Source organism: Aeromonas sp. 160P (assembly GCF_055193095.1).
Genome location: NZ_JBUXKV010000001.1, coordinates 3,444,189 through 3,466,869 on the forward strand (window position 1 = coordinate 3,444,189; position 22,681 = coordinate 3,466,869).

General features: G+C 58.9%; 24 protein-coding genes and 1 tRNA gene. 14 read left to right on the forward strand and 11 right to left on the reverse strand.

Annotated features, from left to right (window positions below):
- Positions 1 to 34: 34 nt before the first annotated feature.
- The gene (locus tag ACY8FN_RS16000) at positions 35 to 910 is read right to left on the reverse strand and encodes a LysR family transcriptional regulator (RefSeq protein WP_421299906.1); all 876 of its coding nucleotides are present in this window, start codon (positions 908 to 910) and stop codon (positions 35 to 37) included.
- Positions 911 to 1,005: 95 nt separating this feature from the next.
- Here ACY8FN_RS16000 and ACY8FN_RS16005 point away from each other — a divergent pair, with 95 nt between their 5' ends.
- Positions 1,006 to 2,229 carry an MFS transporter gene (locus ACY8FN_RS16005; protein WP_463100568.1) on the forward strand — a complete coding sequence of 408 codons (1,224 nt, stop codon included), beginning with the start codon at positions 1,006 to 1,008 and terminating at the stop codon, positions 2,227 to 2,229.
- Positions 2,230 to 2,396: 167 nt separating this feature from the next.
- Here the strand turns inward: ACY8FN_RS16005 and ACY8FN_RS16010 are convergent, their stop codons facing one another.
- From ACY8FN_RS16010 to ACY8FN_RS16030, 5 genes are all read right to left on the reverse strand, one after another.
- A complete protein-coding gene (locus tag ACY8FN_RS16010) occupies positions 2,397 to 2,951 on the reverse strand; it encodes a VOC family protein (protein WP_463100569.1) in 555 nt (184 codons plus the stop codon).
- Positions 2,945 to 3,709 carry a DNA repair protein gene (locus ACY8FN_RS16015; RefSeq protein ID WP_101316518.1) on the reverse strand — a complete coding sequence of 255 codons (765 nt, stop codon included), beginning with the start codon at positions 3,707 to 3,709 and terminating at the stop codon, positions 2,945 to 2,947. The genes ACY8FN_RS16010 and ACY8FN_RS16015 overlap by 7 nt, the downstream gene beginning before the upstream one ends.
- A 182-nt stretch (positions 3,710 to 3,891) precedes the next feature.
- On the reverse strand, positions 3,892 to 4,617 hold the full coding sequence (gene nfsA, locus ACY8FN_RS16020; protein ID WP_463100570.1) for an oxygen-insensitive NADPH nitroreductase: 726 nt from the start codon (positions 4,615 to 4,617) through the stop codon (positions 3,892 to 3,894).
- A gap of 72 nt (positions 4,618 to 4,689) precedes the next feature.
- Entirely contained in the window at positions 4,690 to 6,255 is a 1,566-nt protein-coding gene (locus ACY8FN_RS16025; RefSeq protein ID WP_463100571.1) for an AbgT family transporter, read from the reverse strand.
- A gap of 143 nt (positions 6,256 to 6,398) precedes the next feature.
- A complete protein-coding gene (locus ACY8FN_RS16030; RefSeq protein ID WP_463101189.1) occupies positions 6,399 to 8,351 on the reverse strand; it encodes a putative bifunctional diguanylate cyclase/phosphodiesterase in 1,953 nt (650 codons plus the stop codon).
- An 849-nt stretch (positions 8,352 to 9,200) separates the two neighbouring features.
- On the opposite strand from ACY8FN_RS16030, the gene ACY8FN_RS16035 reads away from it, so the two are divergent.
- Genes ACY8FN_RS16035 through ACY8FN_RS16045 form a run of 3 tightly spaced genes read left to right on the forward strand, consistent with a single transcriptional unit; the run spans position 9,201 to position 11,656 of the window.
- The gene (locus tag ACY8FN_RS16035; protein WP_101324430.1) at positions 9,201 to 10,139 is read left to right on the forward strand and encodes a LysR family transcriptional regulator; all 939 of its coding nucleotides are present in this window, start codon (positions 9,201 to 9,203) and stop codon (positions 10,137 to 10,139) included.
- Positions 10,140 to 10,193: 54 nt separating this feature from the next.
- Entirely contained in the window at positions 10,194 to 11,216 is a 1,023-nt protein-coding gene (locus tag ACY8FN_RS16040; protein ID WP_101346873.1) for a response regulator, read from the forward strand.
- An 8-nt stretch (positions 11,217 to 11,224) separates the two neighbouring features.
- Positions 11,225 to 11,656 carry a PAS domain-containing protein gene (locus ACY8FN_RS16045; RefSeq protein ID WP_463100572.1) on the forward strand — a complete coding sequence of 144 codons (432 nt, stop codon included), beginning with the start codon at positions 11,225 to 11,227 and terminating at the stop codon, positions 11,654 to 11,656.
- A gap of 90 nt (positions 11,657 to 11,746) precedes the next feature.
- On the opposite strand, the gene ltaE is transcribed toward ACY8FN_RS16045, so the two are convergent.
- From ltaE to ACY8FN_RS16060, 3 genes are all read right to left on the reverse strand, one after another.
- Positions 11,747 to 12,766, reverse strand: a complete 1,020-nt coding sequence (gene ltaE / locus ACY8FN_RS16050) for a low-specificity L-threonine aldolase (RefSeq protein WP_463100573.1) — start codon at positions 12,764 to 12,766, stop codon at positions 11,747 to 11,749.
- A gap of 112 nt (positions 12,767 to 12,878) precedes the next feature.
- On the reverse strand, positions 12,879 to 13,580 hold the full coding sequence (locus tag ACY8FN_RS16055) for an SDR family oxidoreductase (RefSeq protein ID WP_463100574.1): 702 nt from the start codon (positions 13,578 to 13,580) through the stop codon (positions 12,879 to 12,881).
- A gap of 87 nt (positions 13,581 to 13,667) precedes the next feature.
- Positions 13,668 to 14,075, reverse strand: coding sequence for a helix-turn-helix domain-containing protein (locus ACY8FN_RS16060; RefSeq protein ID WP_033137628.1), 408 nt, complete (start codon positions 14,073 to 14,075; stop codon positions 13,668 to 13,670).
- A 147-nt stretch (positions 14,076 to 14,222) separates the two neighbouring features.
- Here ACY8FN_RS16060 and ACY8FN_RS16065 point away from each other — a divergent pair, with 147 nt between their 5' ends.
- Entirely contained in the window at positions 14,223 to 15,122 is a 900-nt protein-coding gene (locus ACY8FN_RS16065) for an aldo/keto reductase (protein ID WP_463100575.1), read from the forward strand.
- Positions 15,123 to 15,192: 70 nt separating this feature from the next.
- Here the strand turns inward: ACY8FN_RS16065 and ACY8FN_RS16070 are convergent, their stop codons facing one another.
- Entirely contained in the window at positions 15,193 to 15,474 is a 282-nt protein-coding gene (locus tag ACY8FN_RS16070; protein ID WP_162515556.1) for an RNA recognition motif domain-containing protein, read from the reverse strand.
- A gap of 216 nt (positions 15,475 to 15,690) precedes the next feature.
- On the reverse strand, positions 15,691 to 16,233 hold the full coding sequence (locus ACY8FN_RS16075; protein ID WP_139691606.1) for a hypothetical protein: 543 nt from the start codon (positions 16,231 to 16,233) through the stop codon (positions 15,691 to 15,693).
- Between the two features lie 106 nt (positions 16,234 to 16,339).
- Here ACY8FN_RS16075 and ACY8FN_RS16080 point away from each other — a divergent pair, with 106 nt between their 5' ends.
- From ACY8FN_RS16080 to ACY8FN_RS16120, 9 genes are all read left to right on the forward strand, one after another.
- The gene (locus tag ACY8FN_RS16080) at positions 16,340 to 17,110 is read left to right on the forward strand and encodes an amino acid ABC transporter ATP-binding protein (RefSeq protein WP_463100576.1); all 771 of its coding nucleotides are present in this window, start codon (positions 16,340 to 16,342) and stop codon (positions 17,108 to 17,110) included.
- Complete coding sequence (locus tag ACY8FN_RS16085; protein ID WP_463100577.1) at positions 17,103 to 17,900, forward strand: amino acid ABC transporter permease; 798 nt, start codon at positions 17,103 to 17,105, stop codon at positions 17,898 to 17,900. The genes ACY8FN_RS16080 and ACY8FN_RS16085 overlap by 8 nt, the downstream gene beginning before the upstream one ends.
- A 2-nt stretch (positions 17,901 to 17,902) precedes the next feature.
- On the forward strand, positions 17,903 to 18,724 hold the full coding sequence (locus ACY8FN_RS16090) for a transporter substrate-binding domain-containing protein (protein ID WP_139727318.1): 822 nt from the start codon (positions 17,903 to 17,905) through the stop codon (positions 18,722 to 18,724).
- Positions 18,724 to 19,623, forward strand: a complete 900-nt coding sequence (locus ACY8FN_RS16095) for an amino acid ABC transporter permease (RefSeq protein WP_463101190.1) — start codon at positions 18,724 to 18,726, stop codon at positions 19,621 to 19,623. The genes ACY8FN_RS16090 and ACY8FN_RS16095 overlap by 1 nt, the downstream gene beginning before the upstream one ends.
- Positions 19,623 to 20,360 (forward strand): penicillin-insensitive murein endopeptidase, encoded by a 738-nt coding sequence (gene mepA, locus ACY8FN_RS16100; RefSeq protein WP_463100578.1) that lies wholly within the window; start codon positions 19,623 to 19,625, stop codon positions 20,358 to 20,360. Before ACY8FN_RS16095 ends, mepA begins: the two co-directional genes overlap by 1 nt.
- A 94-nt stretch (positions 20,361 to 20,454) precedes the next feature.
- On the forward strand, positions 20,455 to 21,045 hold the full coding sequence (locus tag ACY8FN_RS16105) for a LemA family protein (RefSeq protein WP_139691618.1): 591 nt from the start codon (positions 20,455 to 20,457) through the stop codon (positions 21,043 to 21,045).
- Positions 21,042 to 21,767, forward strand: a complete 726-nt coding sequence (locus ACY8FN_RS16110) for a TPM domain-containing protein (protein ID WP_101316546.1) — start codon at positions 21,042 to 21,044, stop codon at positions 21,765 to 21,767. Before ACY8FN_RS16105 ends, ACY8FN_RS16110 begins: the two co-directional genes overlap by 4 nt.
- 20 nt (positions 21,768 to 21,787) lie before the next feature.
- The gene (locus ACY8FN_RS16115) at positions 21,788 to 22,405 is read left to right on the forward strand and encodes a TPM domain-containing protein (protein WP_101316548.1); all 618 of its coding nucleotides are present in this window, start codon (positions 21,788 to 21,790) and stop codon (positions 22,403 to 22,405) included.
- A 177-nt stretch (positions 22,406 to 22,582) separates the two neighbouring features.
- A tRNA-Ser gene (locus ACY8FN_RS16120) sits at positions 22,583 to 22,670 on the forward strand.
- Positions 22,671 to 22,681 lie beyond the last annotated feature (11 nt).

Below are 22,681 nucleotides of genomic sequence, written 5' to 3' on the forward strand. Positions count from 1 at the left end.
ATAGTAACAAACTTTCAGCAATGGCCCGCCGCCATCAGGCCGGGCGATCCTTGAGTAGAAAATCGCGCAAGGCACGGTTGGCCATGGAGAGCGGATCGCCACGCCGCCACGCCACACAAAGATCGAGGTAGATGGGTGGGTCGAAGGGCACGCCGCTCAGATCCGGCTCCTCTTCCAGCACCATCCGCAAGAAGGTGGTCACCGCAAAACCTTGCCGCACCACCGCCTTGAGCAGGGGGATGAGATTGCTCTCGAAGGCGATATCGGGTTCAACGCCCAGGCTCTGGGCCAGCGCCTCCATATGCTCCCGGTGATAGAAACCACGGCGAAACAGCGCCAACTCCTGAGCAAAAAACTGCGAGAGAGTCACGGCCGGTTCGTCGCGCAGGGGGTGATCGTCCCCCACCACCATCAACATCTCTTCGCTCAGCAGGTGTGCCCCCTCGATGGCGGGCGGCAGATCACTGGTGATGAGAATGGCCAGATCGAGGGAGCCATCCACCATCCGGCTGAGCAACTCGCGGGTACCGGCCTCCTCGACCCGGATCTTGAGGCCGGGGTAGCGGTGCTTGAAGGCCATCAGACGAGGGGGGAAATAGTAGGAGCCCATCATATAGGGGATCCCGATCCGCACCTCTCCCCGCTCCAACCCCTTGAGCTCTGCCATTTCCGCTTCTGCCTGATGCATTTGCAGCAACAGACGCTCGGCATGGCGGCAGAGTACTTCCCCCTCCGGGGTGAGTCGTACCGCCCGGTCCTGACGATCAAACAGCCGCAATTCAAGCTGCTGCTCCAGTTTGGCGATGGCCATGCTGATGGCCGGTTGTGCCACGTGCAAACTATTGGCCGCCTTGGTAAACGAGCCGGCATCCCTGACTGCCAGCAGATAGGTGAGCTGTTTCAGATCCATGTATCAATTCATCTTATGAGATGGATAACTTAAATATATTATATTTATAACGCTAAGGGCTCTACCCTGACCAAAAGCAGTCAGGACAATACGCAATGATTGAAGTTGGAAGTCGCGAGTGGATACGCGCAACCCTGGCACTCAGCCTGGGCTCTTTTCTGGTGTTTCTAAATCTCTACCAGACCCACCCCTTGTTACCTCTGATTGCCGAGGTCTTCTCGGTCAATTCCCTGTCTGCCAGCTGGACCCTGGCAGGATGCACTGCAGGCCTCGCCGCCTCCCTGCTGATCTGCGCCAGACTGGCGGATCGCCATGGCCGTCGGCAGGTCATGCTGGGCACCCTCACCCTGGCGATCCTGCTCTCATTGCTGATCCCGCTGGTTGAACAGTTCAGCTCCCTGTTGTTGCTGCGCATTGTACAGGGGGCGCTGCTGGCCGGGCTGCCCGCGACCGCCATCGCCTACATGGGGGAAGAGTTCAGCAAACGGGCGCTGCTCTCGGCGGTGGGAGTCTATATTGCCGCCAACTCCCTCGGTGGCATTGCCGGTCGGGTGGTGGGCGGCCTGCTGGCAGGCTGGTTTGGCGACTGGCAGCACACCTTTCTGGGGATTGGTCTTATCAGCCTGTCGCTTCTGCCGTTGGTCTTTTGGCTGCTGCCCCATCAGACCCGCTTTGTGGCAAGCGCCCCCGTTCGCGGTCAATTCGCCCGCGCCTTGCAGCAACACCTCACAAATCCGTTACTGTTGGGGGCTTATCTGATTGGCGGCCTCAACTTCATGGTGTTTCTGAACCAGTTCAGTTACCTCACCTTCCTGCTGGCCAAGCCCCCCTTCTCGCTGCCCACCCAGTGGCTCGGCATGCTGTTTCTCACCTATCTTTCGGGGACGGTGGCCTCCTCTCTGAGCGGCCGCTTTGCCAACCGCTGGGGGGCACAACGTATGCTGCTAGTGGGGATCGCACTGATGGCCGTCGGCACTCTGTGGCTGCTACTGGGTAGTCTGCCCGGGATCCTGAGTGGCTTGCTGGTCTCCAGCTTCGGCTTTTTCCTGGCACACGCCTGTGCAAGTGCCTGGGTGGGCCATCATGTCGAACACCACCGGGCCCTCGCCTCCTCCCTCTATCTGGTGGCCTACTATCTGGGGGCCAGTCTGGGTGGGCTTTACTTGCACCCGTTCTGGGAACAGGGCCAGCTTGGCGGGCTGGTCATGGGGATTGAGCTGGTTCTCTTCCTGACGGCAGGGTTAAGCCTCTGGCTCGGCCGCCTCAAGCAGCGAAGCGAATCGCCACTGTCCGCCCAGCAACCCCACCGGCACGGGTAACAGGATCAGCGCAAACAGGGTCACCCACTACCCGATAACCATCTCGTGGTCCAGCGCAGCCAGATAGCAAAAAGCACAGCCAGATAGCAAAAGGGGTCACGCTGGTGACCCCTTTTGCTGCGTTATTCAAGAGCTTGTCAGGCTCGCGCGATGCATTGTGCGCGCAATCAATCCTGCTCGAAATAGTTTGCAGGCACCGCCATTACCGAGCCGGTCGCCACCTCTTCGGCGATCACTTCTGCCAGCGGGCGCAGGTGAAACTTGATCTGGCCGGAGGGCAACATCAGCCCGATATCAGGATTGCGGGTACATTGCATATTGCCGGTTTTGAATGGCAGCTCGGGATAGCGCGCCACCAGATCCTGCAGCGAGGCAACGACCAGCTCGATATGCTCGAGCCCGGCCTGATGGACACGACCCGGTTTCGGCGCAGCCAGCTCGATGCAGGGCACCTGCACCTCGCCAGCCAGCACCGGCTGATGCAGCTGATAGGTGACGATGGGGCGACCGCCGATCATCCCCTCCACCAGCAAGGTGCCCGCCTCGGCCAGCACAGCACATAGCGCGCGATACTCCTGCAAGGTGGCGGCCCGATAACAAAGGTGATCGACCGTTGGCTGGGGAATAGTGATGCCAGTGGCGGCCAGCTCGGCCAACAGCTGAGAAACAAATGGGGCCATTGGCCCCAGTGTGGAATCGAGTGAATGAGACATACTTACCATTTCTTCTTGGGTTGAAACAGGACATCGAGCTCGTCGGTTTCCTTGTCCTTGATATTCTGCAGATCCTGCGCGCTGTTCTGTTGCTGTTGTTCATCAAGCGCCTTGAGACCCTGCCGCATATCCTCTTCTCGGGCGACCAGATACGGATCTTTGTCACCGACATTGCCGATGGCAGAGAGTCCCTTGATATAGAGTTGGCGACAGGTACCAAATTGGCCCTGGATCTGCGCATCCATCGCCCGCTTGATCAAATTGGAGATATTGATTTTGAGCTGCATCAGCTCGAGCCGGCGCTCTTCCTGAGCAAACCCCTGCGGGTCAATCTTGCCCTTATTGTGCTCAACTCGCAGCACGGCCCGCATCTTCTTGACCAGTTGCAGCATCTGGATCGCCTGGCGATCAGACTCAGGGGTTTTGAAATGCCCTTCATCATGAGGACTGTAGTTTTCCTGCACGTTCTTGATCTGGGTCTGCACATCGGCGATGCGCTGCTTGATCTGGTTGTTGGGCATCACCTGGGCGATGGCGCGATAGGCATCGAGGATCCGGTGCTGCAACAGCAACACCATGTTCTTGGAAAAAGGCACCAGATTGACGTTCAGCAGTACCTCTTCGGTCTCGTCGGCCACCGTCTTGTGTCTGGCAACGGCGTGACGCTTGTCCGCCTCAGCCTTCTGCTTATATTGCTGCACCACGTTATAGGCGATAACCAAAAACAGGAGTGCGCCGATAGACAGCAATACCAAAGTTAAAATCATAGGATGTCCAAACCCCTGTCCCAGTCCAATTGCGTGATCCTACAACAGCTTACCCACTTAAGGTAGCCTGCATATCCCCCCTTGCCCACGATTTGTCGCCACCCGGTCTCAGGGAGCGATTGCATGATCAGGGGATGATGACCATGGTGGCCACTTCCCCATAGTATCGCCCATCAGCGCCATTACTTGAGGTTAAAGCCCCGCGATTGCAAGAAGCCCATCATGAAAGGGCGGGACTCTTTACTTAAAATCGAGCGGATCTGGCCACTCCAGGTCTGCTGTTTGTTGTTGCTGCTGCGGGCCTGATAGTAGGCCGCGATCTGCTGATCGTACCGGGCCAGCAGATCGCGATCCAGCTGCGGTTGATAGCGCTCCTGATGCACCACCAACGTCTTGGGCAAACGAGGTTTCTGCTCTGGTTGTTGATCCGGATGACCGAGGCAGAGGCCAAACAGCGGGATCACCTGATGGGGCAAGCCGAGCAGCTCGCTCACCTCGGCCGGATTGTTGCGAATACCACCGATATAGACACCACCCAGCCCCAGCGACTGGGCCGCCAGCAGGGCATTTTGTGCCATCAGGGCGCCGTCGATGGCGCCGATCAGCAGTTGCTCCGCGTAACCGGTCTGGGCCTCGGGCACGATCTGGCTGTGACGATAGTAATCGGCGCAGAACACCAGAAACTCTGCCGCTTGAACTACGTAGGGCTGATTACCCGCCAGCATCGCCAACTGCTGGCGCACATCGGGTGCAGTGACTCGCACAATGCTGGTCACCTGCAAGAAACTCGAGGTTGAGGCTGACTGGGCGGCAGCGATAATGGCATCCAGCTGCTGCGGGGCGATCGGCTCGGCAGTGAACTGACGGATGGAGCGATGGGAAAGGATAAGATCGATGGTCTGATTCATGGCACCTCCAAAATGAGGTCACACCATAACGAAAAAAACGAGAGAGCCCAAGGCTCCCTCGCATAACCCTGTTTAAGGGGCAGGATAAACGTAAGGGGCTTGCAACCCGAGCGGGAACCCCAGCGCCCAGTAAAGCAGCAGGAAAATGGTCCAGCTCACCAGGAAGGCCAGCGAGTAAGGCAGCATCATCGAGACCAGGGTGCCGATCCCGGTACTCTTCACATAGCGTTGGCAATAGACCACCACCAGCGGGAAGAACACCATCAGCGGCGTAATGATGTTGGAGGCGGAATCCCCAACCCGATAGGCCGCTTGAGTCAGCTCGGGGGAGATCCCCACCGCCATCAGCATGGGCACCAGGATCGGGCTGATCAGCGCCCATTTGGCCGATGCCGACCCCACCACCAGATTGACGGCTGCGGTAAGCAAGATCATTCCGACGATGGTGACCTGACCAGGCAACGCCAGCGCATGGAGCACTTCGGCACCGGAGAGAGCCAGCAGAGTACCCAGGTTGGAGTCGCCAAACGCCTTGATAAACAGCGCGCAGAAGAAGGCCATCACCATGTAGGAGCCCATCTTGTTCATGGTGGCCGACATGGCATCAATCACATCCTTGCCACTCTTGAAGTTGCCAGCGACAAAGCCATAAACAATACCGGGCAAAATAAAGAGCAGGAAAATGAGCGGCACGATGGACTTCATCACCGGCGCGGCAAAGGTAGTCAGGGAGCCGTCAGCGGCTCGCAGCGGCGAATCGCTCGGGGAGAGCGCCAGCGCCAGCAGCACGATGGCCGCCAGCATGGCAAACCCGGCCCAGTTGAACGCCCGGCTCTCTTGCGCGCTGTAGCGGCCCATCTCGTCGGCACTCTCCAGATCCTCGTTGAGCGCCACGTGCTTGAGACGCGGCTCCACCACTTTTTCGGTGACAAACCAGCCGACGCAGATGATCAGCAAGGAGGAGGCACCGGTGAAGATGATGTTACACAGGGTGTTGACCATGTAGTCAGGATCGAGCAACTGAGCGGCTGATTGGGTAAAGCCCTGCAGCAGCGCATCCCCACCGGAGGGCAAAAAGTTGGCGGCAAAACCACCGGAGACCCCGGCAAAGGCGGCGGCGATCCCCGCCAGCGGATGACGCCCGGCAGCGTGGAAGATGATGCCACCGATGGGGATCACCAGCACATAACCGGCATCTGCGGCGGTATGGCTGACGATCGCTACCAGAATCAGCATGGGGGTCAGAAACCGCGCTGGCGTCACTTTCAGCAGCTTTTTCAGACCGGTGTTGATAAAACCGGACTGCTCGGCCACCCCGACCCCCAGCATGGCCACCAGCACGATACCAAGAGGTGCAAAACCGGTGAAGGTGGTCACCATGGTGGAGAGAAACTCTGCCAGACCGGCACCGGTCAGCAGGTTGTTGACCATCACCGCCTCACCGGTTCGGGGGTTGACCAGATCAAACTGGAATTGTGACAACACCCAGGAGCCGACCCAGACGATCAGCAAGGCGTAGAGGAACAGCATGGCGGGGTCGGGTAATTTGTTCCCGGCTTTCTCGACGCCATTGAGGAAACGGTTCAGCCAGCCGTTGGGAGGGCTGGCTGGACGGTCATTGACAGCAGCATGACTCATTATTGCGATACTCCTTTCCCTAGAAACGAGGTCGCATGCTAGCAATCCCTGCCAATCCGTCCCATGACGGGCCGCAAAAAGATGATTAATATTGATTAAATATGGCGGGATAAAATCCCAAATTGTGGCCTAACGCACACTTTTCACTCTGCCATGACGGCGTCAAGCAGTGGATAACGCCCGGCCTGACACTCAACCACGAAACCGCTCGCCTCAACTTGCGCCACCGTCAGCGGTTTGCTGAACAGGTAACCCTGGAATACCTGACACCCCTGGGTCTGCAGGGCAGCCAGTTCGTGGGGCTCCTCAACCCCTTCAGCCATGATCTCCAACCCCAGATTGGTGGCCATGGCGGCGGTTGCCCGGATCACCGGCAGGTTGAGGCCCACCACGAAGGATCGGTCCAGCTTGATGGTGTCGATGGGCAAGCGATTCAGGTACGCAAGGGATGAGTAGCCGGTGCCAAAATCGTCGATGGCAATCTTGATCCCCTGCTCGCTCAACGCATCGAGAATGCCGAGACACCCCTTCATATCGAGCATCAGCACGGTTTCGGTCAGCTCCAGCGTCAGTAACGAGGCATCGACCCCGTGCATTACCAACTGCTGGCGCACTTTTCCCGGCAGCGAAGATGAAAGCTGAAAACCGGACAGGTTGACGGAGACCGGCACTCGCTGCGCGAAGCGCGTTTTCCAACTGGCCATCTGAGCCAGGGCGGTGGAGAGCACCCAACTGCCAATTTCGCGGATCAACCCCATCTCTTCGGCCAGTGGAATAAATTCCACCGGTGAGACATGGCCGAGTACCGGGTTGTACCAGCGCAATAGCGCTTCATAACCAATCAACCTTCCCTTGGCCGCATCAACCTGCGGCTGGTAACAGAGGCTCAACTCCTGACGGCCGATGGCCTTGGCCAGAAACTGCTTGAGGTTGAGCTTGCGCTGCAGGGTCTGCTGCATGCTGGGGGTGAAACGCTGCCAGCGCAGCCGCCCCATCTGCTTGGCCTGATACATCGCCATGTCGGCACGGGTGATGAGGTTATCCCCATCATCGGCATCATCAGGATAGATGGCGATGCCGATACTGCCGCCGATGGTCACCTCCGGCAGCCCGCTCAGCTGCAGCGGTTTGGTCATCTGGGAGAGCATCTGATCGGCCACCTCTTGTGCCCGATCCCCCTGATTGCCCAGCGGCACCAGCGCGGTGAACTCATCGCCACCGAGGCGAGCCAGCTCCACATCCCGCGGGCAAATCTGTTTTAGGCGACCGGCGACCCGCTCCAATAGCCGATCTCCTGCCTTGTGGCCGTAGTTGTCATTGACCAGCTTGAAGTTGTCCAGATCCATGAATACCAGCGCGAAACGCTCACCCAGGCCACAATAGGCCTCAAGGGATTTCATCAAACCATAACGGTTGAGCAGACCGGTCAGGGAGTCGTGCCAGGCGAGGTGGCGATGCTCCAGCTCCTCGAGTTTGCGGTCGGTAATGTCCCGCATAGTGAGCAGAATGCGGGCTCCCTGCTGGATATAGCGGAACTGATACTGGAACCAGCGCATCCCCTTGAGGGTACGGCACTCCCCTTCCGTCACCACCTCATCAAGGCGAGAGAGCTTCTGGTAAAAACTGTCGTCATTGCCGGAGAAGATCTGGGATAGTTTGGCGATCTGGTGACCAAAACACATCTCGAAGTGGTAGTTGCCACTCTCGAACACACCGTGGCTATCGAACAAGCAGGCCAGGGTATCGCCGGTCGCCAGAGAGGACTCCTGATAGAGGGTATCGGAGTCGAGCACCGCCTCGGTCATCATCATCAGACGGCCAGCCAGCTGAATGCCGGAGAGGCGCAGATAGATCTGCTTCTTGACCCCCTTTGGGGAGAGGGTCCACCACTCGTTGTAACTGCGGCCCTGCTGGAAATCCCCCAGATAGCGCTGCAACAACAGATCGATGGCGGTGGCCATATCGGCCGAAAAATCGCGGGCACAGAGCTCCGCAAGGGACGTGGCCTCCCAGACGGGAAGAGCCGCACGATTTGCCCAGAAAATATGATGATGCTCGATGTCATACACCCAAATCGGGGTATGTAGCACATCCATGGTTTTCAGTAACCGTTCGTCAAGGGTATTCATCAGATCAAGGTCATTCCTGCTGGATGGTCACTGGCTAACCAAGAGAGAAATCTAGCAAACTGCCAGAGGTCGAATGCAAGGAGCAAACACCTCTCGACCACCATTTTTAATATGGCCAAGAGCAGACAACACGACTTCAAAAATCAGTAACAAAAAGGCATTTCCAACAATGGAGAGAAGGGAAACAGCCGTTTTCATCGCTAATTCAAGTGCGTTACATTGTCAATTTTTAACTTTTTTCTCCATTAAAAACAAGCACTAAGAGATGCTCAGTCGAGCCCTTTCAACACAAATTGCTTTTTTGCTGCGGCGCCTTTCTTATTAACTGTTTAATCAGCGACAAAAATAGTCGTCATTCCTTTGACAAAACATCCATTAATTAACCAAGTGGATGGAGAAACAGACAAAAACACACCCGTGCGAACAATATTTATGCATTAATCATGATTCTGAAATACACCATATCCATTCTCCGGCAACACAGGGGCAAAACGTGAATACGTGATCGTGATCTCATTTTTATCGGAGACAGATGCGGCGACCCCGCAGTACGCCAGTACTGCCATACCAAAACGACTGCATCATACAACTTGAGTCATATCCTCTTTGCCCACCGACTATGCGGTTGACCATATCGCACTCAGCAAACGTAACGAGTGCCCTATTACCACCTGGATGTAATCATTTAGTTAACAAGCCACGGCAAAAGTGGTATCAGCAGAAATCGAATCCAGATCAATTAAACGCTGAATTACGCTTGCCAACCCTGGACGCTCTTTTTATGGTTGCCCCCTTGTTACACCCAGAACAGCGTTTATGAAGCACATCGAAGAGTTCTACCTGTTCGTCAAGGTGGTGCAAGAGGGGGGATTCTCCCACGCTGCCGCCGCACTGGGGATGCCAACAGGCACCATCAGTCGACGCATATCACAGCTGGAAGAGCAACTGGGTTGCTCCCTGCTACATCGCTCTACTCGCAAAATCCGGCTTACTGATGAGGGTCTCAGATACTACGAACGTATCTGCACGCCGCTCGCGCAAATCGAACAGGCCACCAGCGAGATTCAGGGCAAAGAGGCCGACATCACCGGACTTATCCGGATAGCGGCACCGATCGCGCTCTCCAACACCATCTTGATCGATATGCTGGCCGAATTCGGGCTGCACTATCCCGAGGTGCAGTTCGATATCAACCAGACCAATGATCACCAGCACCTGTTCGACAATGATCGGGATCTGGTGTTCTTCAACGGTGAGCTGCCCCAATCGCTGCCCAATGCGATCTGTCTCGGTCATATCGAGTACGGCCTGTTTGCCTCGCCGCTCTATCTAGCCAAAAAAGGAACCCCATCCCACCCCAATCAGCTGGAAGAGCACGAGCTCATCTACTGCTGGCCGCACCAACACTGGCAGTTGACCGACAAGGATGGGCAGAGTGTCTGTATCAAACGCACTGCCAAGCTGACCGTCAACCAGACTCAGGCGGCGGTGCGGGCGGCAAGGCGTCATCTGGGGATCGTCAATGCCCCCCGGCACTATTTGAACAGCTTCCTCCATGACGAGCAGCTGGTGCCGGTACTGACTGACTGGCAAACCGGCAATCGCCCCTTCTACATGTTGTGTTGCCAGCAGCAGTTCGCCCCGCTGCGTGTTAAGATGTTCGTTGAATTTGTTGAAAAATACTCAGCGCGCTATCGCAATCGGCAATGGGACAACCAATTTTCACAAGGTGATACCCTCACCCATTGCATCTGACCGTTAGCGGGCCACACTTATAGCAATCCTTGCCAACAGAGCCTGCCTAACGCCATGAATGTATTGATATGTGATGACTCCGGGTTCGCCCGCAAACAGCTGGCGCGGGCCCTCCCCGCCGACTGGAAAGTCGATTTGCACTACGCGGCCAATGGTCTCGAAGGGATCGAACAGGTATTGATGGGTCATGGCGATCTCATCTTTCTCGATCTCACCATGCCAGAGATGGACGGTTACGGCGTGCTGGAGACCCTAAAACGGGAGGGGCTGCGCAACAAGGTGATCGTGGTCTCCGGCGACATCCAGCCGGAAGCCTATCAGCGGGTCATGGGGCTGGGGGCGCTCGATTTCATCAAGAAGCCTGCCGCCCCTGACACCCTGCTCGCCCTGCTCAAAAAGCATGGCTTCTGGAGCGCAGCCCCAAGCGGTCAGCCGAGTGCAGCCGAGTCGTTGCCCAGCGGGGTGATCGCCGATGCGGGGGTCATCATCACCCCGGAGATTCGTGACGTCTATCAGGAGCTGGCCAACGTCTCCATGGGTCAGGCGGCCGACTTACTGGCCCGTCTGCTCAACGCCTTCGTGGTGCTGCCCATCCCCAACGTCAACGTGCTGGAGGTCTCCGAGCTGCACATGGCCCTCTCGGCTGCCGCAGACTCTGACACCCTCTCTGCCGTCTGTCAGGGCTTTATCGGCGCAGGGATTGCTGGCGAGGCGCTAGTGCTGTTCCATGACGCCAGTTTTCAGGATCTGGCCAAGCTGATGAACCATCCGGGTGCGCTGGATCGCACCGCCGAACTCGAACTGCTGATGGATACCGCCAACGTGCTGATCGGCGCCTTCCTGCGCGGCTACGCCAATCAGCTAGATACCCCCTTCAGTCAGGGCCACCCTGTGGTCCTTGGCCAGCACAGATCCATCAACGAGCTGATCAATACCAACAAGAGTCGCTGGCGCCGCACGCTAGCCATCGAGATCAACTACCGGATCCAGGATTACGCGGTGCAGTGTGATCTGCTGCTGCTGTTTACCGAAGATTCCATCGCCACCATGAACAACAAAATCATGCACATGCTCTAGGAGTGACTATGGAAATCCGTGAATTTCATTGGCTGATGAACATAGTCCAGAACCTGGACGTCGGTTTGCTGGTGCTCGACAAGGAGTACAAGGTGCAGGTGTGGAACGGCTTTATGGAGAGCCACAGCGGCCGACTGGCCGGTGAAGTACGCGATGGCGTGCTGTTCGAGCTGTTCCCCGATGTGGACAAAGCCTGGTTCGAGCGCAAGGCCAACATAGTCTTCAAGCTCAACAACCGCGCCTTCAGCACCTGGGAGCAGAAACCCTATCTGCTGCGTTTCTCCAACTATCGTCCCATTACCGGCTCGGCCCCCCACATGTTCCAGAACCTGACGCTGGTGCCACTGGCCGATTTCGGCGGTCAGGTGACCCACATAGCGGTGATGATCTACGACGCCACCGATGAGGCTATGCTGATGAGCGGCCAACGACAGGCTTGAGACTGCTGCAAATAACAGAGGGCGCCGCGGCGCCCTCTGTTATTTCGGTATAAACAAGTCTCGGTATAACGTCTACATCACCAAACAGTCTCAACGCGCCCCGAGATACTCGGTGAAGGCATCGATCACCTCTTCGATATCGTCATCGTTGATCTGCAGATGAGTTACCAGCCGCAGCTCGCCGTAACCGGAGAAGAGGATCCCCCGCTCCTTCATAAAGGCCAGCAGAGGGGCTGATTCCCCCTCACGCAGCCGCAGGAACACCATGTTGCTCTGCACCAGCGATAGGTCGAGCTCGATGCCCGGCAACGCCGCTAGCCCTTCGGCTAGCCGCTTGGCACGGCGGTGATCATCCGCCAGACGGGCTACATGCTGCTCGAGGGCAAACAGACCGGCTTGCGCCAGAATGCCCGCCTGACGCATACCGCCCCCCAGCATCTTGCGCAGGCGGCGTGCACGGGCGATGAAGTCGTGACTGCCCACCAGCAGCGAACCAACCGGTGCGCCCAGCCCCTTGGAGAGGCAAATCGAGATGCTGTCAAACGGCGCGGCGATCACCTCAACCGGGGTCTCGCTGGCCACGGCGGCGTTAAAGAGCCGGGCGCCATCGAGATGGAGCTTCAAGCCACGCTCGGCAACGAATGCCCCCATCTCCTGCAGATAGGAGAGCGGCAACACCTTGCCATTGTGGGTGTTCTCAAGGCAGATAAGGCGAGTCTGGACGAAATGGGCATCATCAGGGGCCAGCGCCGCCTTGATATCATCGAATGCCAGCGTGCCGTCACGCTGCATCGGCAAGGGTTGCAGGGCCACGGAGCCCAGCACGGCACTCCCCTGCGCTTCATAACGATAGATGTGAGCGGCGGATCCCAGTATGGCCCCCTCACCGCGCTGACAGTGACTCATCACCGCCAGCAGGTTGGACATGGTACCGGACGGCACAAACAGCGCCGCCTGTTTGCCCAGCAATCTGGCCCCGTGGGCCTCCAGCGCGTTGACGCCCGGATCTTCACCATAGACATCGTCACCAACTTCGGCGTGGAGCATGGCCTGACGCATGGCATCAGTAGGCTGGGTGACAGTGTCACTTCGTAAATCGATATAGCGCATGAGATCCCTCCTGAAACAGGAGAGTGACGTTAGCCATGCGCCCCTCGCTTGGCAAGGGGCGCATAAGCAGAATGTGAAGCAAATGGGCGTCTGGGGAACCCGCAGGCAGAATTTACCAGGGCAGCGGCTGACCGTTGAGATCCAGTAGCTGGCCCGATTGAGTCAACGATAACCCCTTGATGAGATTGAGCAGTTTCACCGCCACCTCGGCAGGCTCCTGCAATTGTTCCGCAGGCAACTCGCTCAGAAAGGGGGTGTTCATCGGGGAGTCCATCAAGCCGGGTGCCACCGCCACCACCCCCGCTTGCGGGAAACGCTGCGCCCACTCAAGAGCCAGGGTTTTCACCCCCATATCGAGGGCCGCCTTGCTCATCCGGTAGCTGTAACGCCCCCCCTCCCGATTGGCGGCGATGGAGCCAGCGAGATCGGATATGACGCAGAGCCACAGCGGATGGTCATTTCCCATCAACCGGCTGAAGCGGGCAGCCAGCGCCAGCGTTGGCCAGGCATTGGCCAGCAGGCTGTCGCACAGCCATTTGGGGTGCACCTCTTCAACCCGCCGCTCCGGCATAAAGCTGACATCGTGCAACACGCCGATGGTGTTGATGACCACGGTGGGAAGCGGATCGCTATCGTAGAGGGTAAACAGGGCATCGAACGAGATGGCATCGACCTCTTGCAGCGGGAAGAAGGCCCCCATCTCGATCCCTTTTGGATAGGTGCGCCCGGCCAGCAGGAAGGACTCCCCCCTTGCCATCAGCTCTCTTGCCAGCGCCGAGCCCAGCGCACCGCTTCCGAGGATCAAGTAGCTCATCGCCCATTCCATGGAGAATTATCTTGCCTAGAGCGTATCAGAATAATCAACCGGCCGTGACACGACCAAAGGGTAATACGCCCCTCATCACGCTTCCCCCAGATGGCGACCAAACTCCCGCGCCAGCGCCAGATCGAGAAAACCGTCCGCTTTCTTGTGGGTGCGCAAAAACTGGTAATAGGCGAGCAGGGTGACCAGCGCCTCCTCATCGGGCAACCCTACCCCGGGTTGCTGCTCGCCCAGCAGTTGCTGCGCTGCCGCCAGCGCCTCTCTGTCCACCACTTCCGCCTGACGGTAGAGATAACCGCAGCCGGTCGCCAGCCACTCCAACGAGCAGTTGGCCCCCATGGCGATCTGGTTGGCCCGCGCCAGGCCGGGCTCGGCCCCTTTCAAATATTTGCGGATCAGCGCTTCACTGAGCCCCACCTTGCGGGCAAAAGCACTCACGCTCATCTCCCCGATCAGGCTCTGCAAGCGCTCGGCAAATCCTTCCATCTAACTCTCTCCCTCACTCTGCGGTCAGAACCAAAGTTCGAATCATGCCACTGCCCATTATTGCTTTGCCAGCCACATGAGGCCAAGATGCCCGCACTCATCTATGTTGCACATCGTTTTCGCATCTCGTTTGCCAAGGAGTCAACCATGTCTGTATCCCGTGTCGCCCTGCATCCGCAAGGCCCCACCTTCTCTCGCCTCATCATGGGTTACTGGCGCCTGATGGAGTGGCAACTCTCCCCGGCCGCTCTGCTCGATCTGATGAAATATCATCTGGATCTGGGGGTCACCACCATAGATCACGCCGATATCTACGGCGGCTATCAGTGCGAAGAGGCCTTTGGTCACGCCCTGCGCCTCGAACCTTCCCTGCGCGAGCGGATGGAAATCGTCAGCAAGTGCGGCATCGCCCTCACCGCCAAGCCGGAGCATGCCCTCAACCACTACAACACCGGCAAGGGTCATATCATCGCCAGCGCCGAGGCCTCGCTGCGCAAGCTCGGCACCGACCATCTGGATCTGCTGCTGATCCACCGCCCGGATCCCCTGATGAATGCCGATGAAGTGGCCGACGCCTTCATCACCCTGAAACAGGCGGGCAAGATCAAGCACGCCGGGGTATCGAACTTCACTGCCCGCCAGTTCGAGCTGCTGCAATCTCGCCTTCCCTTCCCGCTGGTCACCAACCAGCTGGAGATCTCGCCGCTCCATCAGGACGGGACACTCGATGGCACTCTGGATCAGTGTCAGCAGCTTGGTATCAAGCCGATGGCCTGGTCATGCCTCGGCGGCGGCCGACTGTTCAGCGATGACGCCTGTGCGCCGCTGCGCGCCGAGCTGGAGCAGGTCCGCCACGAAGTGGGCGCCCAGACTATCGAGCAGGTGGTCTACACCTGGGTGATGATGCTGCCGAGCCAGCCGCTGCCATTGATTGGCTCCGGCAAGCGGGAGCGGATTGCCGCCGCCGTGGCCGCCGAATCCATCGAGCTTAACCGCCAGCAGTGGTTCCGCATCCGCAAGGCGGCGCTCGGCTACGACGTCCCCTGATAACAGCAAAACATTCAGAAACAAAAACGGCATGGGGTAAACCCATGCCGTTTTTCATTGCAAAGGCACCTTAGCGGTGGCGCTGTTGCGGGCGTCCACGGGGAGCATCTGTCTTCGGTTTGGCCTGGTTGACGGTGATGGTACGGCCACCGACTTCCGTGCCATGCAGACCAGCGATGGCCTTTTCGGCATCACCATTGACCGGCATTTCAATAAAACCAAACCCCTTTGACTGGCCGGTATCGCGGTCGATGATGATATCAACCTTCTCGACCTGTCCAAACTGGCTGAACAGGGTTTTCAGTTCGTCGGCCGTCATCCGGTACGACAGATTTCCTACGTAAATCTTCATGCCATCCACTCTCGATTCAAGGTGCCTTCTCTATGCAATTCCCGGCATAACGGTAAGGGCACAACCCCTCTGCCGGACCTGCCATGGCGTCATGCCGTGGCCCTCACAGCACTGTCTTCAAGTGATTGATCTCTTGGGTTAACAGTGCAGACAAGATCAATTCGAGTCACTGGCAGTATCTGAGCTTTGCCGGGAATTGTCGAGAAAATAGTCGATTCAGACCGAGTGCAGATCTGACAATCGCTGCGCCAGCATCCGGCGACCGTGCCAGGTCCGTTTAAAGCCGAAGCGATAGACCGACGGGCTCACCAGATGAAGTTCCTCCGCCTTGAGATCCAGCAAGGCCATGGCCGCCGCCAGCTCCTCTTCACTCAGTTGCAGATCAAGGCTGAAGTCGAGCCACTGACCATCGTGGCCCACTCGCCGCTCCCGCTCGAGAGCCACCAGCTGACTGCGGGGCAACGCCAGCGCCTCATCCTTGCCGCCATTGAGCAGATAGATATGCTGCTCATCCCACCCCAGCTCCGCCAGTCGCCACGGCTGCCAGCTGCGGGGCAGCGACACCATGATCCCGGTGATGCCACCAAACACCACCCCCACCCAGTTGAGCAGCGCCATGGCGCCCCAACCATCCCACAAGGAGGCGGCCACCACGCCCCAACTCACCAGCAACAGCAGAAAAATGACGCAGCGATAGCGAACCGCGGGCGGCATCAACAGCTGCACCTGCGAACCGGCAAGCAAGGATGTAATACGCATGAAAAGCTCCTGTCATCACGAAATGGCGCCATTGTGAATAGGCATCAGGATACTGACAAGGGGGTTTTCTTTGTCATCCCCCTATAAAATCAATACCATGGCGTAAATGATTCTCAGTGGAACCCGCTTCTTGACCAGCTCGCAACCCTGTGTGCGCTTTTGTGGCGTCGACAAATTCTATGGCGACTTTCAGGCTCTTCATCACATCGATCTCACCATTGAACGGGGAGAGAAGTGGGTCATCTGTGGCCCGTCAGGCTCGGGTAAATCGACGCTGATCCGCACCATCAACGGGCTTGAGGGGATCGATGGCGGCCAGCTGTGCCTGTTTGGCGAGCTGGTGACCCCCGCCTACCTGCGCCGCCTGCAAGGTCGGGTCGGCATGGTATTTCAGCAGTTCAACCTCTTTCCCCATATGACGGTGCTGGAGAACCTGATGGTGGCGCCGGTGCATACCCTGGGGTTGCGACCCCAAGAGGCCAAGGCCCGGGCGCTCGGGCTGCTCGAGCGGGTGCGCATTCAGGCGCAGGCTGACAAGTACCCCCACCAGCTCTCCGGCGGTCAGCAGCAGCGGGTGGCTATCGCTCGCTCCCTTTGCATGCAACCTGAGCTGATGCTGTTTGACGAGCCCACCTCCGCCCTCGACCCCGAGATGATCCGCGAAGTGCTCGATGTGATCCGCGAGCTGGCTGACGAGGGGATGACCCTGATCTGCGTCACCCATGAGATGGGCTTTGCCCGTCAGGTGGCAGATCGGGTGCTCTTTATGGACGAGGGCAAGATCATCGAATCGGCCCCGCCCGCCCAGCTGTTCAGCGCCCCCCAGCACCCGCGCACCCAAGCCTTCCTCGAACAGGTGCTCAGCTATCATGGCTAGGCTCAACAGCACCCGCCTGCTTGGCTGGCTGTCAGGCACTGTGGTGCTCTCTGCGCTACTCGGCTGGGCGCTCTATAGCGGCGCTCGCCAGATGGGCTATGAGTGGCAATGGCCGCGAGTATTGCCCTTTCTCGGTGAGTGGGATGAGGGAACCTTTTATGCCGGCCCCCTGCTAAACGGCCTGCTGGTCACCCTGCAGGTGGCGCTGCTCAGTCTACTGGGCACTATGGCGGTCGGGGTGTGCGTGGTCAGCCTGCGGCTGCTCCCCTCCCGTCTTGGCCCCTGGCTCGCCATCGCCTATCTGGCGCTGGTGCGCACCACGCCTCAACTGGTGCAGCTCTATATTCTCTACTTTCTGTTGGGCCCCATGCTGGGATTGGCCCCGCTGGCCTGCGCCGTGTTGAGCCTCTCCCTCTATCAGGGGGCCTTCACCGCCGAAGTATTGCGCGCAGGAGTACAGGCCATTCCCAAAGGACAGTGGGAGGCGGCCCACTCCCTTGGCTTGTCGCGGACCATCACCCTGCGCAAGGTGATCCTGCCGCAGCTGGTGCGCATCACCTTGCCGCCGCTCACCAACGAGCTGGTGTCGCTTATCAAACATTCGGCGCTGGTGAGCGTGATCGCCATCTTCGATCTGACCAACGAAGGGCGTACTCTGGTTGCCGATACGTTTCTGACCTTTGAGGTGTGGTTTACCGTGGCCGCCCTCTATTTGCTGTTAACCCTGACGCTGTCCGCCTGTTCACGGGCGCTGGCACGTCACCTGAATCCGGACCAACAAGGACGCTAACCATGAATTTATCATTCAAGACCGCCCTGTCGGGCGCAGCCCTGCTGTTTACTGCCGCCCTGGTGACCCCTGTCCAGGCAGAAGAAACATCGGCGACCCTGTCGCAGATCGAGCAGAGCGGTACCCTGCGGGTCGGCATGTCCACCTTCGCCCCCTGGGCGATGCGCGACAAACAAGGGGCGCTAATCGGTTTCGAGATTGACGTGGCCCGTCGCCTCGCCACCGATAACGGCTGGCAGGTGGAGTTTGTGCCGACCGCCTGGGATGGCATCATCCCCTCCCTGCTGGCAAAAAAATATGACGTCATCATCGGCGGCCTCACCATCACCCCCGAGCGGGAGAAGAGCGTGCGCTTCACCCAGCCCTACTCCCACTCCGGGGTGCAACTGGCCGCCTCCAGTACACAAGCCCAAGCGAAGAAAACCATCGCGGACTTCAACCAGCGCGGGGTGATCCTGGCGGTACGTCGTGGCGCCTCGCCGGTACAGGTGGCCAAAGAGCACTTCCCCAAGGCCACCCTGCGCCAGTTTGATGACGAGTCACAGGTATTTCAGGAGGTGCTGAACGGCCGCGCCCACGGTGCCCTCTCCTCTTCCCCGAAACCGGAGCAAGAGGCGCTGCGCCACCCCGATGCCCTCTTTATGCCGTTTGCCGAGCCGTTGGCACAAGGCGATGAAGGCTTTGCCTTGCGCAAAGGGGATGATGCGTTAGCGGAAGAGTTCAACGAGTGGATCGCCGCCCGTCAGGCCGATGGCTGGCTCAAGGCGCGCCATGACTACTGGTTCAAGTCACTAGCGTGGGAAGCGCAGGTCGCCAATCCCTGATGCTGGTTGCCCTCAAACACACCATCCGGCGCATAGTCTGGAAGCTATTTCACAACATTAACTGGCTGGATGGGGTGATCGCCCTGTTCCTGCTGCTGGCTGGCCTCTGGCTGGCCAGCCGCTTGCACATCGGGGTGGCCTATCAGTGGCGCTGGCATCAGGCCTTCGATCTGCTGTTCACCCCCGGCCCTCACGGCGAGCTGCCCTACTTTTTTAGCGGTCTGTTCACCACCTTGCGCATCGCCCTGCTCGGCATGGTGCTGGCGCTGCTGCTCGGCACTGCCTTGGGGGTAGCCGCCTTCAGCCGCAGCCCCTGGCTGGTGATGCCCGCGACCCTGTTTATCCAGCTGATCCGCAATCTGCCGCCGCTGGTCTTTATCTTCATCTTCTACTTTTTTATCGCCAACCAGCTGCTGCCCGCGAGCGGCCTCTCCCGCTGGCTCGGCACCGTTTCACTCTCCCCGTGGCAAGAGGCGCTATTTGGCCCACCAGCCCGCTGGGAAAACCTCATCTCAGGCACCCTCTGTGTCGGGATGATCAGCGCCGCCTTCGTCGCCGAGATCGTCCGTGCCGGGCTGGCCGCCATCCCCCGTGGCCAGTGGGAAGCGGCGCAGAGCCTCGGGCTCTCCCCTTGGGTGCGGCTGCGCCGGGTGATCCTGCCGCAAGCCATGCTGCTAATGCTGCCCCCCCTCACCGGCCAGCTCATCGCGCTGGTGAAGGATACCGCCATCGTTTCGCTTATCTCGGTGCAGGAGCTCACCTTCGTCGGTACCGAGATGGCCAACTCCAGCGGACTGGTCTACGAGATCTGGCTGCTGGTGGCGGCGGCCTATTTATTGATATGTTTGAGTCTGTTCGTGCTGCTGAGCCGACTCGAAAATAGACAAGGAGCCCACTGATGCTGACATCCCTGTTGCTGGCAACCGTATTGCACGCGGAAGCCATCGGCGGTTATGCCGCCGGTTGTCTGAAAAACGGCGTATCCCTGCCCCTCGAAGGGCCCGGTTATCAGGTGATCCGCACCAAGCGGCTGCGCTACTACGGCCACCCCGACCTTATCCACTACCTGCAGGCGCTGGCCAACCAGACCCGCATGGCCGGGCTGCCGGATCTCTACATCGCCGATCTGGCGATGGCCCGTGGCGGCCCCTTTACCTCCGGCCATCGCAGCCACCAGACCGGTCTCGATGCCGATATCTGGTTTCGCATGGCCAACCGCCCCATCAGCAAATGGGAGCAGGATGCCCCCAAGGAGTGGGCACTGATCGACGAACCCAGCTACAAGATGCTGCCGGGGCGCTTTGGCCCACAGCAGCTCACCCTGCTGCGATTGGCCGCCAGCAAACCCGATGTGGCCCGCATTTTTGTCAATCCGGTGATCAAATCCGCGGTCTGCCAGCAGGCGGGTGATGAGCCCTGGGTCGCCAAGCTGCGCCCCTGGGTCGGCCACTTCAGCCACTTCCATGTGCGGCTGCGCTGCCCGATTGGCAGCGCCGATTGCGAGCCCCAGCCCCCCATTCCGCCCGGCAACGGCTGCGGCGAGGAGCTCACCTCCTGGCTCAAAGACAAGCCCCAGCTGCCCAAGGTATCCGGCATCAACAAGCGGCCTGAGCTACCTGCGCGTTGTGGCAACTGACCCCAAGCTGGTATGGTGGTGCGCTATTTGGTCGCGCACGGCCGACCCAGTGGTAGTGCTCTATCCGCTCGACATTTCAAAGGAGAACAACAAGATGGCCACATCACTCTGGCGCAGAACCACGCAGAGCCTGTTGACCCTGACCCTGCTGCTCGGCCTGACCGGCTGCGGCATGAACAACATTCCGACCCTGGATGAACAGGTCAAGGCAAGCTGGGGGCAGGTGGAGAACCAGTACCAACGCCGGGCCGATCTCATTCCCAATCTGGTGGCCACCGTCAAGGGTTACGCCAGCCATGAGCAGGATACCCTCAAAGCGGTCACCGATGCCCGCGCCCGGGTCGGCAGCGTGCAGGTGAGCGATCCTGCTCAACTCAAGGAGTTTGAAGCGGCGCAGAACCAGCTCTCCAGCGCCCTCTCCCGCCTGATGGTGGTGGTAGAGCGCTACCCAGACCTCAAGGCGGATCAGCAGTTCCTTACCCTGCAGGCCCAGCTGGAAGGGACCGAAAACCGCATCTCGGTGGCCCGCCGCGACTATATCGAGGCGGTGCGCCAGTTTAATACCGAGATCCGCACCTTCCCCGGCGTCATCTGGTCCAAGTTGCTCTACTCGGATCTGGCAGCCAAACCCAGTTTCAGTGCCAAACCCGGAGCCGATGAGGCGCCCAAGGTCAGCTTCCAATGAAGATGATGCTGCGTGCACTGCTCCCTTTTTTGCTGCTCTGGACGGCGGCGCTGCAGGCCGCGCCCGACTTTCCGGCCTTGAGCGGACGGGTGGTGGATGAGGCGGCGCTGATGTCCCGCAAACAAGCCCATCAACTGACCCAGCAGCTGACCGCCTTTGAAAAACGCAGCGGTATCCAGCTGGTGGTGGTCTCCATCGACAGCCTCGATGGGGAGACCATCGAGGAGTACGGCTATCAGCTCGGCCGCCACTGGGGGATCGGCCAGAAGGGCAAGAACAACGGCGTGCTGCTGCTGATCGCCCAGGATGAACGCAAGGTGCGGATCGAGGTGGGATACGGGCTGGAAGGTGCCCTGCCCGACGCCATCGCCGCCAATATCATTCATGGTCGCATTCTGCCCGCCTTCAAGCGCGGCGATATGGTGGCTGGGATCATGGCGGGCAGCCAGAGCATCATGAAGGCGCTGGCCGGAGAGTATCAGCCGGTCGATCAACCAAAAGATGACAAGTCCGGCGGGTTCTGGCTGTTTGTTCTGATGGTGATTGCGATGATCGTGCTCCATAACCTGCGCGGGGGCGGTGGTGGGTCCGGCAGACGCCGTCGGGCAGCCTACACGGCCGGCGGCTTTGGTGCCGGTTCCTCAGGAGGTAGTTTTGGTGGAGGCGGATTCAGCGGTGGTGGTGGCAGTTTTGGTGGCGGTGGTGCCTCCGGTGGCTGGTAACAGGAGTAAAGAGAAAAATCATGATTTCTAAACAGTTCTTCCACACGCTTCAGGCCAAGGTTCGCGAGGCGGAGCTAGAGACTGATGCCGAGCTGGTCACCGTGCTGGCCCCGGCCAGCGATGGCTATCGCTACATTCCGACCCTCTGGGCCGCGCTGCTGGCCATGCTGACCCCACTGCTGGTGTTCCAGCTCGGTTTCTGGCTCGGCTGGTACGAAATCCTGCTGGTGCAGTGGTCAGTCTGGCTGCTGCTCAGCCTGCTGTTCCACTGGACGCCCATCAAAATGCGGCTGATCCCGAAGAAGGTCAGCCAGCACCGGGCAGCCCTGATGGCCCGCCTGCAATTTGTCGAACAGGGGCTGCACCGCACCCGCGATCGGCTCGGGGTGCTGATCTTCGTCTCAGCCGCCGAGCACTATGTAGAAATACTGGTGGATGACGGCATCGCCCAGCATATCGACAATGGCCAGTGGCAGGAGATCATCGACGACTTCGTGGTGCGAGTGCGCAACAAGGAGATCGAGCAGGGTTTTCTGGAGTGCGTGGCGCGCGTCAGCGCCATTCTGACCGATGCCTTCCCGGCCACCCGGGATCAAAACGAGCTGCCGGACAGTCTGATCATCCTCGATAAGCCCTGATCCGGTTTAAAAAAACGGCATTCTGTGCAAGGGTTAAGCATTCAGAAAAGATTATGAAAAATAAGGGGAAAAGAGGTTGACCCACACAGCCCTTTCCCCTAAATTACGCCCCGTTCCAGCGCAACAGCGCAGCGAACACCGTGTTGGCTGAACACGTTAAACCACAGACCAAAATTTGGTGAGGTGTCCGAGTGGCTGAAGGAGCACGCCTGGAAAGTGTGTATACGGCAACGTATCGAGGGTTCGAATCCCTCCCTCACCGCCAAACAGTAAACC

What these genes read in the sequence shown, in the direction of transcription:
- ACY8FN_RS16000 (WP_421299906.1), bottom strand. Translation starts at nt 910, where the DNA reads ATGGATCTGAAACAGCTCACCTATCTGCTGGCAGTCAGGGATGCCGGC.
- ACY8FN_RS16005 (WP_463100568.1), top strand. Translation starts at nt 1,006, where the DNA reads ATGATTGAAGTTGGAAGTCGCGAGTGGATACGCGCAACCCTGGCACTC.
- ACY8FN_RS16010 (WP_463100569.1), bottom strand. Translation starts at nt 2,951, where the DNA reads ATGGTAAGTATGTCTCATTCACTCGATTCCACACTGGGGCCAATGGCC.
- ACY8FN_RS16015 (WP_101316518.1), bottom strand. Translation starts at nt 3,709, where the DNA reads ATGATTTTAACTTTGGTATTGCTGTCTATCGGCGCACTCCTGTTTTTG.
- nfsA (WP_463100570.1), bottom strand. Translation starts at nt 4,617, where the DNA reads ATGAATCAGACCATCGATCTTATCCTTTCCCATCGCTCCATCCGTCAG.
- ACY8FN_RS16025 (WP_463100571.1), bottom strand. Translation starts at nt 6,255, where the DNA reads ATGAGTCATGCTGCTGTCAATGACCGTCCAGCCAGCCCTCCCAACGGC.
- ACY8FN_RS16030 (WP_463101189.1), bottom strand. Translation starts at nt 8,351, where the DNA reads ATGGATGTGCTACATACCCCGATTTGGGTGTATGACATCGAGCATCAT.
- ACY8FN_RS16035 (WP_101324430.1), top strand. Translation starts at nt 9,201, where the DNA reads ATGAAGCACATCGAAGAGTTCTACCTGTTCGTCAAGGTGGTGCAAGAG.
- ACY8FN_RS16040 (WP_101346873.1), top strand. Translation starts at nt 10,194, where the DNA reads ATGAATGTATTGATATGTGATGACTCCGGGTTCGCCCGCAAACAGCTG.
- ACY8FN_RS16045 (WP_463100572.1), top strand. Translation starts at nt 11,225, where the DNA reads ATGGAAATCCGTGAATTTCATTGGCTGATGAACATAGTCCAGAACCTG.
- ltaE (WP_463100573.1), bottom strand. Translation starts at nt 12,766, where the DNA reads ATGCGCTATATCGATTTACGAAGTGACACTGTCACCCAGCCTACTGAT.
- ACY8FN_RS16055 (WP_463100574.1), bottom strand. Translation starts at nt 13,580, where the DNA reads ATGAGCTACTTGATCCTCGGAAGCGGTGCGCTGGGCTCGGCGCTGGCA.
- ACY8FN_RS16060 (WP_033137628.1), bottom strand. Translation starts at nt 14,075, where the DNA reads ATGGAAGGATTTGCCGAGCGCTTGCAGAGCCTGATCGGGGAGATGAGC.
- ACY8FN_RS16065 (WP_463100575.1), top strand. Translation starts at nt 14,223, where the DNA reads ATGTCTGTATCCCGTGTCGCCCTGCATCCGCAAGGCCCCACCTTCTCT.
- ACY8FN_RS16070 (WP_162515556.1), bottom strand. Translation starts at nt 15,474, where the DNA reads ATGAAGATTTACGTAGGAAATCTGTCGTACCGGATGACGGCCGACGAA.
- ACY8FN_RS16075 (WP_139691606.1), bottom strand. Translation starts at nt 16,233, where the DNA reads ATGCGTATTACATCCTTGCTTGCCGGTTCGCAGGTGCAGCTGTTGATG.
- ACY8FN_RS16080 (WP_463100576.1), top strand. Translation starts at nt 16,340, where the DNA reads ATGATTCTCAGTGGAACCCGCTTCTTGACCAGCTCGCAACCCTGTGTG.
- ACY8FN_RS16085 (WP_463100577.1), top strand. Translation starts at nt 17,103, where the DNA reads ATGGCTAGGCTCAACAGCACCCGCCTGCTTGGCTGGCTGTCAGGCACT.
- ACY8FN_RS16090 (WP_139727318.1), top strand. Translation starts at nt 17,903, where the DNA reads ATGAATTTATCATTCAAGACCGCCCTGTCGGGCGCAGCCCTGCTGTTT.
- ACY8FN_RS16095 (WP_463101190.1), top strand. Translation starts at nt 18,724, where the DNA reads ATGCTGGTTGCCCTCAAACACACCATCCGGCGCATAGTCTGGAAGCTA.
- mepA (WP_463100578.1), top strand. Translation starts at nt 19,623, where the DNA reads ATGCTGACATCCCTGTTGCTGGCAACCGTATTGCACGCGGAAGCCATC.
- ACY8FN_RS16105 (WP_139691618.1), top strand. Translation starts at nt 20,455, where the DNA reads ATGGCCACATCACTCTGGCGCAGAACCACGCAGAGCCTGTTGACCCTG.
- ACY8FN_RS16110 (WP_101316546.1), top strand. Translation starts at nt 21,042, where the DNA reads ATGAAGATGATGCTGCGTGCACTGCTCCCTTTTTTGCTGCTCTGGACG.
- ACY8FN_RS16115 (WP_101316548.1), top strand. Translation starts at nt 21,788, where the DNA reads ATGATTTCTAAACAGTTCTTCCACACGCTTCAGGCCAAGGTTCGCGAG.